The organism is Nostoc edaphicum CCNP1411, assembly GCF_014023275.1.
GTDB lineage: Bacteria > Cyanobacteriota > Cyanobacteriia > Cyanobacteriales > Nostocaceae > Nostoc > Nostoc edaphicum_A.
Genome location: NZ_CP054698.1, coordinates 3,218,722 through 3,231,654 on the forward strand (window position 1 = coordinate 3,218,722; position 12,933 = coordinate 3,231,654).

General features: G+C 41.6%; 12 protein-coding genes, 1 tRNA gene and 1 pseudogene. 9 read left to right on the top strand and 5 right to left on the bottom strand.

Annotation, left to right across the window (positions count from 1 at the left end; all coding sequences use genetic code 11):
• Positions 1–141: 141 nt before the first annotated feature.
• The 3 genes from HUN01_RS15935 to HUN01_RS15945 all read right to left on the bottom strand — a co-directional run bounded on the left by HUN01_RS15935 (position 142) and on the right by HUN01_RS15945 (position 2,734).
• On the bottom strand, positions 142–1,608 hold the full coding sequence (locus tag HUN01_RS15935; RefSeq protein WP_181932090.1) for a protein kinase domain-containing protein: 1,467 nt from the start codon (positions 1,606–1,608) through the stop codon (positions 142–144).
• Positions 1,609–1,656: 48 nt separating this feature from the next.
• On the bottom strand, positions 1,657–2,205 hold the full coding sequence (locus HUN01_RS15940; RefSeq protein WP_069073894.1) for a GIY-YIG nuclease family protein: 549 nt from the start codon (positions 2,203–2,205) through the stop codon (positions 1,657–1,659).
• A gap of 199 nt (positions 2,206–2,404) precedes the next feature.
• Positions 2,405–2,734, bottom strand: coding sequence for a hypothetical protein (locus HUN01_RS15945; RefSeq protein WP_181932091.1), 330 nt, complete (start codon positions 2,732–2,734; stop codon positions 2,405–2,407).
• Positions 2,735–2,996: 262 nt separating this feature from the next.
• Between HUN01_RS15945 and dhaL the strand changes: the two genes are divergently transcribed.
• From dhaL to HUN01_RS15960, 3 genes are all read left to right on the top strand, one after another.
• Positions 2,997–3,635 carry a dihydroxyacetone kinase subunit DhaL gene (dhaL, locus tag HUN01_RS15950; RefSeq protein ID WP_181932092.1) on the top strand — a complete coding sequence of 213 codons (639 nt, stop codon included), beginning with the start codon at positions 2,997–2,999 and terminating at the stop codon, positions 3,633–3,635.
• A 35-nt stretch (positions 3,636–3,670) separates the two neighbouring features.
• Positions 3,671–3,841 (top strand): hypothetical protein, encoded by a 171-nt coding sequence (locus HUN01_RS15955; RefSeq protein WP_181932093.1) that lies wholly within the window; start codon positions 3,671–3,673, stop codon positions 3,839–3,841.
• A 484-nt stretch (positions 3,842–4,325) separates the two neighbouring features.
• Entirely contained in the window at positions 4,326–4,679 is a 354-nt protein-coding gene (locus HUN01_RS15960) for a hypothetical protein (RefSeq protein ID WP_181932094.1), read from the top strand.
• A 40-nt stretch (positions 4,680–4,719) separates the two neighbouring features.
• Here the strand turns inward: HUN01_RS15960 and HUN01_RS15965 are convergent, their stop codons facing one another.
• Positions 4,720–7,029, bottom strand: coding sequence for an IMS domain-containing protein (locus HUN01_RS15965; RefSeq protein WP_181932095.1), 2,310 nt, complete (start codon positions 7,027–7,029; stop codon positions 4,720–4,722).
• 628 nt (positions 7,030–7,657) lie between these two features.
• Here HUN01_RS15965 and HUN01_RS15970 point away from each other — a divergent pair.
• The 5 genes and pseudogenes from HUN01_RS15970 to HUN01_RS15990 all read left to right on the top strand — a co-directional run bounded on the left by HUN01_RS15970 (position 7,658) and on the right by HUN01_RS15990 (position 11,288).
• Positions 7,658–7,807, top strand: coding sequence for a hypothetical protein (locus HUN01_RS15970; RefSeq protein ID WP_181932096.1), 150 nt, complete (start codon positions 7,658–7,660; stop codon positions 7,805–7,807).
• A 176-nt stretch (positions 7,808–7,983) separates the two neighbouring features.
• Positions 7,984–9,018: a pyruvate dehydrogenase (acetyl-transferring) E1 component subunit alpha gene (pdhA, locus tag HUN01_RS15975; protein WP_181932097.1), complete on the top strand. Its 1,035-nt coding sequence runs from the start codon at positions 7,984–7,986 to the stop codon at positions 9,016–9,018.
• Between the two features lie 94 nt (positions 9,019–9,112).
• Positions 9,113–9,982 carry an aldose epimerase family protein gene (locus tag HUN01_RS15980; protein WP_181932098.1) on the top strand — a complete coding sequence of 290 codons (870 nt, stop codon included), beginning with the start codon at positions 9,113–9,115 and terminating at the stop codon, positions 9,980–9,982.
• Between the two features lie 61 nt (positions 9,983–10,043).
• Positions 10,044–10,115: transfer RNA gene (locus HUN01_RS15985), tRNA-Lys, on the top strand.
• 277 nt (positions 10,116–10,392) lie between these two features.
• Positions 10,393–11,288, top strand: a pseudogene (locus tag HUN01_RS15990) (IS982 family transposase).
• A gap of 329 nt (positions 11,289–11,617) precedes the next feature.
• On the opposite strand, the gene HUN01_RS15995 reads toward HUN01_RS15990, so the two are convergent.
• A complete protein-coding gene (locus tag HUN01_RS15995; RefSeq protein ID WP_238846284.1) occupies positions 11,618–12,487 on the bottom strand; it encodes a PhzF family phenazine biosynthesis protein in 870 nt (289 codons plus the stop codon).
• 200 nt (positions 12,488–12,687) lie between these two features.
• On the opposite strand from HUN01_RS15995, the gene HUN01_RS16000 reads away from it, so the two are divergent.
• The gene (locus tag HUN01_RS16000) at positions 12,688–12,921 is read left to right on the top strand and encodes a hypothetical protein (RefSeq protein WP_181932099.1); all 234 of its coding nucleotides are present in this window, start codon (positions 12,688–12,690) and stop codon (positions 12,919–12,921) included.
• Positions 12,922–12,933: the final 12 nt, after the last annotated feature.

A 12,933-nucleotide genomic window follows, 5' to 3' on the forward strand; every position in this document is an offset into this window, starting at 1 on the left:
AGATATTATGTAAATCAGTAGCAAAAAATTTTTTGATAAGTCCAAACTAAATATTAGGACTTACGCAAGGGCGTGGGCCAAAATAGTTATAAGTTTTGAGTTCCCAGTGCTGAACTCCCCCATTGCCCTATTGTGAAAAACTTATTTTTTAAAATGTCTCAAGCCATAACGGTCTTGATATTTGCTGATATAGTCTACATTCTGTTGCTCTAATTTTGACAGTAATCTAAGTGGAAACGCTTTTGGTAAATATATAGGACGATACCAAGATTGGTTATTAAAATAATCTTGTAATTCTGGAGTATCAAAGCGGCGTCCATGAATGGCAAAAACCGAATTTCGCATTATATCAAGTTCCAAACCGTCTTTACCATCCAAATCTGCATCAGTTACCCGTCTTTGGGAAAGCCATAAAAAAATGTTGGCGGCGGTGGTATCTACTGGTGGTACTGATGTTGTTAAGGAAGGTATAGATTGAATTGGAACAGATGGGGTAGTTGGTGTAATTTTGGGAGTTTCTATCACCGGGGTGGTGACATTTGACGGTGTTTCTGAAGGTAATACCGTTTTGTCTGTTATGGGTTGAGAAGATTTTGGTAACACTTGACTAATAATCACAGATGCACCAATTAACCCACCTGCAATCAAACTGCCCATGAGGATATTATTCTGACTATTACCACTTTGAGGGCTAGGCTGTGGTTTGACTGGTACTGTCTGAGGCGGTGGTGCAGAGACTACAGTTGGTTGAGTCAAGAGGGGTTGCGTCGGTGGAATTGGATTTGCTATGCTCTGCAAAGCATCCAGCATTGCTCTGGCTGTAGGGTAGCGATCGCGCGGATGATAAGCGATCGCTTTATCAATCACTCCTGCCATAATTGGGCTAATATGACCAGCATACTGTCGCCAAACAATTTCCCCCGTCTGGGAATCGGTTTCTAGTTGCTGCGCCTGTTTACCAGTCAGCAAATAAATTACCGTCATTCCTAAACTGTATAAATCACTAGAAAAAACTGGTCTACCTGCGGCTTGTTCACTCGGCATATAACCGGGTGTACCAATCACAATCGAACTGGTAGGATTGCCTTGAGAATTTACTACTGTTCCCATTGATTCCCGCACAGCACCAAAATCAATTAGCACCGATTTACCATCTTGATTACGCACAATGATGTTATCCGGTTTAATATCGCGGTGAACGATATGCCGAGAGTGGACGTAATCCAGGACGGGTAATAAATTCATGAATAATTCCTGGACAGCGCCTTCACTAAATAGCCCCTGCTTTTGGACTTTTCCAGTTAGGGTATCGCCCTCAACCCACTCCTGAACTAAGTAAAATTGTCCCCCAGAGGAGAAGTAGGCATACAATGCCGGAATTTGGTCATTTGCCCCACCAAGTTCTTCAAGAATCGCTGCTTCGCGTTGAAACCTCTCTTGCACTAACTGATAAATTTGGGGATTGTTGTGAATTGGTCTTAACTGTTTAACCACACAAGGACGCTTTGAAGGCATATACGTATCTTCTGCTAGATAGGTTTCACCAAACCCACCAGCACCCAGTGTGCGGATAACTTGATAGCGATCGTTTAGCAGCTGTATTGTCATGGGAGATTACAAGTGATATTCATAAGATAGTTTTCCCCAAAACTACCTTCATTTCAAATCTAGTAAACCTTCTTCTTTCAATTTAGGATTGAAGCGAATTTCCATTTTCAAGCCTCGCATTTCTAATAATTGCTTTGAAATTTCTGCTTCTACTCTCCGCGCCACATTTTTAATAATTTTTCTTGTTGCTAATTCATCATTAGCTGGATTTTGATAATTTGCTTGTTCTTCAGGTGTCATTACCACCTTGACATCAATGGGATCAGTCCATTTTTCCTTGTTATCCCCATTTCCCCAAGGCACACTGCCATTTTCAGCAATCCAAGCATTTTCAGTATTTTCTAAAATTGTGCGACTAGGGCGTTCAATAGTTTGAACTTTAACCCAATAGCATTGCTGTGGCTGACGGACTAAATGTTGCTTGAGGCTAAGGTAAACATCACGAGAGTATCCTACAAATTGGAGTACTTTTTCTTGGTCAAAAATCGCATATATCCCGATTTTACCCTGAAATTGTTCGGGCAATTGACCCTGAGCGTCAATATAAGAAATGTATTCTAGGGTTGCCAAAGAAGAAAGATTTGTTTCAGTAGCCATAGATCAAATATCAAACTTGCTATTTGCCTTCAAAAGTGAAAATTACTTAAATTGTAAGAATTCAGGAGTCAGAATTCAGGAGTCAGAATAGTTAAATAATTAGGAGAAAATTTTATCCATAAATGTACTATCTATGCTGCATTCTTTTTAAATTCTGACTTCTGGGTGTTGAATTCTTGAATTAAATCTATCTTGAAAATTAAGCATTACCCAATTTCTGGTAAATTGCACAAAGACGACTGGGTTTAAAAATCTTAGCATTAAACATGAAATTTGGTGGTACGTTGATGATGGCATATTCATCAGATTCATGATACTTCTCAAATTCTGCTGGCATTCCTTTAGTGGTAGTTAAGCTGTAAGGAACTGGTTGGAAAAGTAATTCTGTAAATTTAACTTGTTCACATCCCAACTGTTGAGAAATTTGGTTTAAGAAAGCAACGCTTGTCAATAAATTGAATAGAGTTTCTTGGGCTTGTGCTTCAAGAGTGAAATTGCCATCAAAGTTCTGGACGATTTTCAGGGGCATTTTCTGTATATGTAGTTATTAACGACTAAGTGATGAGAGAAAATAGGCAACATGTTGCACATAGTCATCTACTTTTTTGTGCAGATGAGCTTGGTAAAAAATTACCACTTTAAGATCAGCCTATTGGATTGTGGGACTTCTGTCAGCTACACGAGGAAGCTAGCATGGTTAAGAATCGTGAAGTTTAGCAGATTCTTATCGATAGGTGATTTTTCCTTAAATAACAGTCTGAAACCGTCTTTAAATTACGAATTATTTTAATATGGTGAGTCAAGCGCAGATATTACAATGGTTGCAGGCTTATGCAACAGAGATAGAGCAGAATAAAGCCTATTTGACAGAATTAGATGCTGCGATCGGAGATGCTGACCACGGAATCAATATGGATCGAGGCTTCAAAAAGGTAAGCGCTCAGTTACCAACTCTTACAGACAAAGACATCAGCAGCATTTTCAAAGCCGTGAGTATGACCTTGATTTCTTCTATTGGCGGTGCTAGTGGCCCTCTTTATGGCACTTGGTTTTTACGAGCAAGTACAGCAGTCGTTGGTAAGCAAGAATTAACAGAACAAGATGTTTTAGCGATACTCCAAGCAGGCTTAGACGGCGTGGTGCAACGTGGAAAAGCGCAACTAGGAGATAAAACAATGGTGGATGTGCTATCTCCGGCTGTAGCTGCTTGTGGGCAAGCTGTAGAAGAAAGTCAGGGAACGCTGGAAGCTATGCAAAAAGCTGTAGCAGCAGCCCAAAGGGGGTTGCAAGAAACTATACCGATGCAGGCGAAAAAGGGACGGGCTAGCTACCTGGGGGAACGGAGTATTGGACATCAAGACCCAGGAGGGACTTCTGCTTATTTGATGTTGAAGAGTTTGTTAGAGGTATTGGGAAGTTCCGGGGAATAAAAAATTTTCTGAAATTATTATTCTTTTTCAGGATAATGACATTAAGCTATGCGCCTAGAGTATTGATGGCGCATGAAGATGTCCTTGAGAAAGCAGCCAATATGACATCAAGTGGATCAAATAAAATTAATGCCGTTGAAGTGGATGGCATCCAGTTTGAAACTTTAGTACCGGAGCGAATGTTGTGCTTACCAAAAAAAATCTAATACAGAAACTTTTGAGCAATTTGGAATTTTTATTACCAATACCGCCAGGATATTTTTCTCCTAAATATTCTGTACAGATTGGTATACGGATTACTAATAACACCCTAACTCCTCTTAGAGGTTGTTTTAAAAGTATTTTGGTGTGATTTTAGACACGTTTAGATCCCCCCTAACCCCCCTTAAAAAGGCTACGGTGTATACACAAGTATCAAATAGCTGATTAACCAAGGGTTTACCCCACCCTAACCCTCCCCTTGTAAAGGGGAGGGAACTAGATTTTCTTGTTTCCCCCCTTTCCAAGGGGGGATTAAGGGGGGTAATTTGACTTGTGTATACACCGTAGCCTTAAAAAGGGGGGAACCGGAATCAAAGTCCCCCTTTTTAAGGGGGATTTAGGGGTATCTAAAACCTTTTGTTACCGACAAGAGGACTTTTAAAACATCCTCTTAGGTTTAGCTTTTATTTCACCTTATTTCCAGAACTTGTGAATGCAAACGCAGTCATTCCATTGGAGGGTGGTTGGATTAGAGCTTCAACATCTTTAGAATCTGATTACCCTCTCGCTATGCCAGGAGAGAGTGTAACATACTTTCCTGAGATAAAATTTTTTGGGACTTGGGGTAATCGATTTGGATTTAGCATCACCAGTGGAGATAGTGGTACATGGTTTTTTCAATCTCTCAAGCCAGGTAATTATCAGTTCCGATTTATCTATAACAGTCCAAATGAAAAGGTAACAATATACGGTTCTGTAAGTAGAGATATGAGCTTAATAGAAGGTATTTGGACGGGTGAAGTATTAACTCCATTTGTGGAATTACATTTAGCCCAGCTTTGAAGTAAAACCTTGTCGCAGATCATCACCTAAAAATTCCAACTTACCTGATTATCTGATTGACAACAGATGTACTCTGAATACGCCATTTGCCTCGTTGTCGAATCAAATCGTACCGAACTCGCAAATTATCGTTAGAAGAGGTTTTGAACTGACCATTTTCATATAACTGCGTCACTTCTCTAACCGTAGCTTCCACTGCGGCACGATCTGCAAATAAATCAATTCTCTCAACAGATTCCACCTTCAGACTATGCTCGTACTTCCGGTATCGGTTGTCTGACCTATCCTGTTGAGCAATCAGCCGCCATTGAGACAAAGCTGAACCAGTTAAAATCTGCTCTAAATTATTAATCTCATGATTCGGGCCTAAAGCTGCTGCTTTGGTAGATAGCCAAGTGCGAATCACGTCCTCGGCCGTTGTATCTGTTAAAGGCCCATCTAATACTTGTGGTTTACTATTTCGAGGAGGAATAAATACTGGTGGTTGATTTATTTCTACAAACAACTGTGAAATAGGTAAAGGTGGTTTGGGGAAAAACAGATTTTTTAACCATCCAAAAGTTGTTGTGGCTAATACCCCGAAAACTAATATACTCACCAAAGAAATAAACACTCTCCATACCAGCCGTGTTTTACCTTCGATGGTGTTAGCAAAAGTTCGCCGTCGTCGGGGACGACGAGAATGAGGACGATTATCTGGTACACGCTCTCGGCTAGCAGATGGAGTAGGTTTTCTCCGCCTACGCTTTTGGTTATGACCCGGTGCAGCAGTTTTAGCTGAACCATTCAAATGCTGATTAGAGCCTCTGCTCATTCTTTCAGCAGCAGGAACCTCTGATTTTATACTCCCAGATGAATTCCACATTGGTGGTGAGATATTTGAATATTCGGGTGTTTCTTTTGTTGGTGTTTCTGGCAAATCTAGGTCAGGTGTTCTGCTGTGATTAAATTGCGCTGAGGTCTTAGTTGAATTGTTGTGGAAAGAGGGCTTATTTGTCTGGGTTTTGGGAAAATACTGGGGGTTAATTACAGCCCATTCATTAGTTGTTTCCGCATCCGTTGGCAGTGCTTCTAAATAAGCTTGTACCTGTTGGTTAGCAAAGTAATCTTTTAGGAAAGCTTGCTGGTTCGCTAAATCGCGAAAATGGGGAAATACTTCGTGTTGCAACCACTGTTCTGCATATAGACACAGCCCTGGTAACAAATCTGGAGAGTCTTGAGATTTTTCCCGAATAAAAGCTAAAGCTTCGTACTCCTGACTAAGTTCTAAAACACGAGTCGCTTCTTCAGTTTGTCCCAAGAGTAATGCACATAGAGACTGTTCTAAATGTACATCTTGGCGTTTGCCCAGACGCATGAGCATTTGTCTTGCTTGACGAATTAAAGCAGGTTGCCGTTGAGCAAATCCCCTTGCTATTAAGGCATAAACAGCCAAGTAAGTGGCGACAGCAGAATTGCGTTTGCTTTGGGCTTCAAATAACTTGTGCTGCTCTGCAACTGTTAAATGGTTGCGTAACTGCTGAATAAATCGCAGAAAGTCATCTATGTTTAAACCAGAGTCATCATTGTTCGTGCCATCAATCCCGCCACGATCTTCTAAGAGGTTTTGTAATAATTCCAAGCCTTGGTTTCGTTCGGCAGTCTTTTCTTGAGGGAGTGCCAACAACTCCAAAATTCGATATGGTCGTAATTTGTAAAGATCCGCCTGAATTTCTGCCTGGACACTGGCGAACAACCCTTCGCGCACTAGCAGTTCTTGACCAGTTTCTAGGGATATAGCGGCATTTTCGTAGTGACCTTGCTGCCACTGTTCGCGACCTAATTCTAGACAAGCAAGGGCGACAGTGAGAACGACATCAGGATGTTCAGCACTTTCGTGTATTTCTTCGTCTGCTAAATTATTACCTTTTCTTGAACTTGTAGCACCGCTTTTATTTACTAGGTACGGACGACCTAGTTTCAATACAAGTTCGTATTCTCCTAACTCTTGCAAAATTAATAAAGCGCCAACTAATTCGTCTTGGGTAATTTCAATACCTAGACTCTGGGTGTCACTACCCCTTTTGGTGCTTTCTGGTGGACGATTTTCCAGTGCTACTGCGGCAGCAGCAAGGTTATCAGGGTCATAGGCGTGGGCAAGATAGAGATGATCGTAGGTACTGCGTTGTTTTGGATCTGATAAAACCACGTAAGCTTCTTCTATGAGTTGTTTACGAGAAGAAATTGCTGCATGAGAATACTCACGTCGTGGCAGTTGTACAATGCGATCGCTGTATGCCTGTCGCAATTGTTCTTCACTTGCCGCTAACGGTAGTCCTAAAATTCGGTAGTAATCTAGCGGAATTCGCACAGCCTACTTCCCCTGCACCGTGATCAACATAATTCACCTAGAGTTTTCCAGGCCTGTAAAACCGTGCCATAAAAATGCCGTGTAGAATTTACTCTACAAGTGTATATTGCAACAACTCGTTTTGTACCTTCCCGAAATTTTGAGTCACATTCTAGTACTAATTTTTTGCTTTCGCCTAGAAAGCCTCAATTGTTTGTCTTAATTCTTAGTATTTTTGTTTAACACGACTATTATCAGCCTTCGATACCACAAACCACAACTACCGCTTTTAATCACGGCAAAATTGTTGTGGTTGCAAGAATCTATTGATGATTGATTTTTTCGGGACTTCCCCAGGAAGCAGTAATAAAAATACCACTATTGAGGGTTGACCCTGATAACAGGAGAAGAAAATCATATCATAATTTACCTTTAATTACAATTACCTATTTGGGTATATAGACTTTTGCTTCCTTTTTTTTAAATTGTTAATGGATATGCAGAAAGCAGTCTATCTTGATTGCTAGTCTATGGAGGGGAATATTCAGGAGTGCTGAGTTTTGAGTGCTGAGTTCTGAGTAAGAAGTAATGAGTAAGACGTAGTACTTGTGAATCTTTTCCTAAGTACTCACTACTCGTAACTGATTTGATGCCTAATCGGTCTAATTTTACTTTTTACTCAGCACGGGCTAAACGCCCCGCTTCCGCTAACGGTACTCAGCACTGTTTTGGTGAGAGAGAAAAACCCAAAGCGGCAGATGTTGCCCTTAGAGTCAAATCCTCACGGGGTATGGGCTGAAAAGTTAAAAATCAAAAATTAAAAATTCAGCTGTTCCCTAAGACCCTTTTTTGGTGCATAAATAAAGTTTGATTGTTGAGTCTTACAAACGCTAGCCTGTTAAAAGCTGAGGTGTTATCAGACCAACTTATTTAAGACCGTAACTTTAAGTTGTACAACAGGGATACTCAAAAATAATGGTTCAAGAGCGTACTTTACCCACTTTTAATCCTGCTACTACGCACATTACTAAAGAAGAAGGGTTACGGTTGTATGAGGACATGGTACTAGGGCGCTTGTTTGAAGACAAGTGCGCTGAAATGTACTACAGGGGCAAAATGTTTGGTTTTGTCCATTTGTACAACGGTCAAGAAGCCGTTTGCAGTGGTGTTGTACAGTCAATGCGACCGGGTGAAGATTATGTTTGTAGTACCTATCGCGACCACGTTCATGCTCTGAGTGCGGGCGTACCAGCAAGAGAGGTAATGGCAGAATTATTTGGCAAAGCCACAGGTTGCAGCAAAGGGCGCGGTGGTTCCATGCACATGTTTTCTGCCGAACATCGTTTGCTGGGTGGCTATGCTTTTGTGGCTGAGGGAATTCCTGTAGCGGCTGGAGCGGCTTTTCAAAGCAAATACCGCCGCGAAGTGCTGGGAGATAAAAATGCTGACCAAGTGACAGCTTGCTTTTTTGGCGATGGTGCAGCTAATAACGGTCAGTTTTTTGAGACGCTAAATATGGCAGCTTTATGGAAACTGCCAATTCTGTTTGTAGTCGAAAATAATAAGTGGGCCATTGGGATGTCTCACGAACGAGCCACTTCCCAGCCAGAGATTTATAAAAAAGCCAGTGTGTTTAACATGGTGGGCGTGGAAGTAGATGGTATGGATGTACTAGCAGTCCGAGCTGTGGCCCAAGAAGCTGTAGCCCGTGCCCGTGCAGGTGAAGGTCCAACATTAATTGAGGCGCTTACATACCGCTTCCGGGGTCACTCTTTGGCTGACCCAGATGAAATGCGAAGCAAAGCGGAGAAAGAATTTTGGTTCGCCCGTGACCCAATTAAGAAGTTGGCAACTTATTTGGTGGAGCAAAATCTGGTGGATGAGGGAGAAATCAAAGCAATTGATCGTAAAATTCAGGATGTAATCGACGAGGCAGTTAAATTCGCCGAAAGCAGCCCTGAACCAGACCCCAGTGAGTTATATCGTTTCGTGTTTGCAGAAGACGAGTAAACAGTGCTGAGTTATGAGTGCTGAGTGCTGAGTATTTTTATATTCTACTCAGCACTCAGCACTCAGCACTCCACCTTACCCAGGACTAAAATTTGTGTTTAGCATTGCAGTTCAACAGCAACAGTACAAGACCTATATTCTTTCTGATGAAGCCGCTGGTTCTCAGTTAGAAGTCGTACCAGAACGCGGCGGTATCATCACCCGTTGGCGTATTCAAGGGCAAGAAATTTTCTATCTGGATGCTGAACGCTTTACTCATCCTGAGTTGAGTGTCAGAGGTGGGAATCCAATTTTGTTTCCTATTTGTGGCAATCTACCAGATAATACTTACACTCATGACGGTCAAAAATATACTCTTAAGCAACACGGTTTTGCTCGTGAATTGCCGTGGTCAGCAACAGAACAAAATACTAAAGATCAAGCCAGTCTGACTGTCGTTCTTAATAGCAATGAGCAAACCAAGGCTGTTTATCCTTTTGATTTTCAACTGGCTTTCACCTATGAACTTCAAGGTAATACTCTAGAAGTCCGCCAGCAGTATAAAAACTTATCATCCACACCAATGCCTTTTTCGGCTGGTTTCCATCCCTACTTTTTGTGTGGTGATAAAACTCAGTTAGAGTTGGAAATTCCCTCTAATCAGTATCAAGACAATCAAACTAAGGAAATTCACTCTTTTGACGGCAATTTTGACTTTAGCCGTGATGAAATTGATTTCGCCTTTGGACAGCTAACGAGTCAATCGGCTACTGCGATAGATCGCAGCCGGAAGTTAAAACTCACCTTGGATTATGATGATTTCTCTACCTACCTGGTATTTTGGACTGTCAAAGGCAAAGAATTCTACTGTCTAGAACCGTGGAGTGCCACCCGTAACTCCCTCAATACTGGTGATAACCTGACTGTGTTAGCACCAGGAGCTAGTCACACAGCATCTATAAGGTTGACGGCTAATTTTTTCTAAACCCCTTTACATATCTACAGATGTTTGTGCTATGATGGCAAAGTTGCGAAATGCAGCGAAAGGGTCGCTAACTCAACGGTAGAGTACTCGGCTTTTAACCGATTAGTTCCGGGTTCGAATCCCGGGCGACCCATATAAAAGTTTAAGAAAAACTTGCCTCTGTTTTTGAGGTGAAAGCAGAGGCAATTTTTGTGAATGCGATCGCTCATCCAAAAATTTTTGGTTCTCCAGAGCGATCGCTGTTTGTGAAAATCAAAAAGGATTGCGGATTCATAGAAATTGACTAAGTTACGCGATGTGCGACTTATTGTTTCGTTACACAAGTCGGGTATATAAACGATTGAAAAGAAAATTCCCACAATCCGCACTGGAGCGAGAAAATCGTTACCAGTGAGTGGAATGAGGGAAAAATGTTTTCTATAGAAGAGTAAATCAATTGCTGTATTTTGCTGTGTTGACGATGTACTGATTGAAATCACCCAGATATACCCAATTAAGAGACGAGGTTTTGCTCCAAGTTTAAGGGAGAGTGAAGTTTTAACAATGGAAGTAGTTGCAGAGTTTTTGGGAATAGATGCTGACAAAGACATTTGGAAATACTTTCACCGTCATTGGTTAGGGCTATTTCCTCAGTTAAAGAGTCGCTATGCTTTTATTCGTCAAGCAGCTAATTGTTGGCAGTACAAAGAACTGTTACAACAAAAATTAGCACAGGTTTTAGGGGCATTTTCTGAGCAACTTCATTTAATTGATGGATTACCAATACCTTTGTGTGGCTTCAGTCGCGCTCCCAACTGCCGGAGTTTTAAATCCCAAGCAGATTATGGCTTTTGTGCTGCCAAGAAACAGACGTATTATGGGTTTCATGGGCATTTAATCATTAGTGGCACAGGAGTTATTAGTGGGTTTACTCTCACTCCGGCAAATGGCAGTGAACGAGAAGCACTTTGGGATTTAATCACGCGAGTTAAAGGTTTATTAATCGGAGATAAGGGATACTTAAGTCAGTTTTTGTCAGGAGAACTTGAAGGAATGGGTATTAATTTACAAACCCCTCTGCGTTCTAATATGTCTGACTCTCGTAGCCAATCTTCGGTTCGATTAATGCAACGCTTTCGTCGCCTAATTGAAACAGTAATTGGTCAATTAGTTGAGAGATTTCATATAGAGAAGATTCGAGAAGCGAGATATGTGGCATCTTACCAGTCGTCTCAATCGCAAGATTTTAGCTCATACTGTCTGTTTCTGGCTTAATCGCCACAATTGTGACCCTCTTCAGTTCGACGATCTTGTTACAGAATATTAAGTCGCACATCGCGTTAAGTTTGATTTTTAATCAGTCATTCTATGGATAATTCAGTGCGGGTTGAAAGTGAATAAATGAATCTGAACTTTTTAACTGAAAGTATCCCTCTTCTGTCACTCTCCGAAAACATTTGCCTTTTCTAAAATCTAGAGCTTTTGTATAACAAGCGATTGCGCGATTATTTTCTAATAACAAATACAAGTCCTATTTTTTTCTAATAGTATAGCTTGTATTGATTGCCTCATGAGGCTTCTAGCGATCACTTTCCCGGAAAGTGACAGAAGAGGGGTATAGCCGTAGTCACATAGGTTAGGACAGTGTTAGATTGCTCAATCAGAATTCCCTTCTGCTTCCTGCCCTCTGCCCGACGCTAGCGGACTCGCTAACGCCGCGCTATCAGCCTTTCTTGATAATTCGCCTCGCAGAACAGTTACCGCTTGTCCGGCGAGAAAGACGCGATCGCCGCCGTCATAATATACCTTCACCACCCCACCGCGCCTGGATGCCTGATAAGCCAATAGCTCATTTTTGTGCAAGCGATCGCGCCAGAAGGGGGCGAGACAGCAATGAGTAGCCCCAGTCACCGGATCTTCATCAATTCCCAAACCTGGGGCAAATAAGCGAGAGACGAAATCATATTGAGAATCAGGGTGAGTGAGGCTGGTGACAATGATCTCAGAAATCGGCAAAGTTTTCAGTATTTGGAAATTTGGCTGCATTTGGCGTACCAAATCCTCAGATTCCAATTCCACTAAATAGCCAAAGGAATTTAAGAAAACAGATTTGTACGGTACACCCAAAGCTTGCTTGAGTTCTCGCGGGGCGACTGTTGCTTGTGAGTGATTCACAGGAAAATCTAACTCAATCCACTCACCTTGCAACTTAGCAATCAGCACTCCACTTTTGGTGTAGAAACGCGCAACTTCATTTGGTGACAGATGCCCCTCTGACCAAAGTACATGGGCACTAGCTAAAGTTGCATGACCACAAAGTGGTACTTCTACTGTGGGCGTAAACCAACGCAAATTGAAGCCATCATCCTGTCTAACGAGAAAAGCCGTCTCAGATAAATTCATCTCCTGCGCTACATTCTGCATCCAGCGATCGTCTTGGGGAGTGAGCAAAACACAGACAGCAGCAGGATTACCTGCGAATACTGTATTGGTAAAAGCATCAACCTGGGTAATGATTTGTCCCATTAGATTCACCTTGAAAAGTGGACAGCAATATATTTATCAGGAGTGCGTTAAACATTTATGCAGACTGTTACCATTCTTTTGAAGTGGCGTATGGTTCAGTTTTACAGCCGTTCCCAAATGAGAACAACCATTTACAGTACCTTATAAGTTAGGAATACAATCTCCAAAAACTAGGGTCAATGTTAAAGCAAAACGGAAACATGAGGATAAAAATCTTCAGAAGCATCTTTGCTGCTGTCAACTTAGCGCTAATTTCTGGAGGATTAATTAGTTGTGCTGTTGAAGTACCGCAGCCACTTGCTCCAACTGAGCAACAAAAACCAGTCCTACAACCTAACCAGAACGACAGAGATGATGACGACAAAGATGGTGACGAGAAAGATGGCGATCGCAATGATGATAAAGATGATGACGATAAAGACGATAACGACTAAATAAAGGCAAAA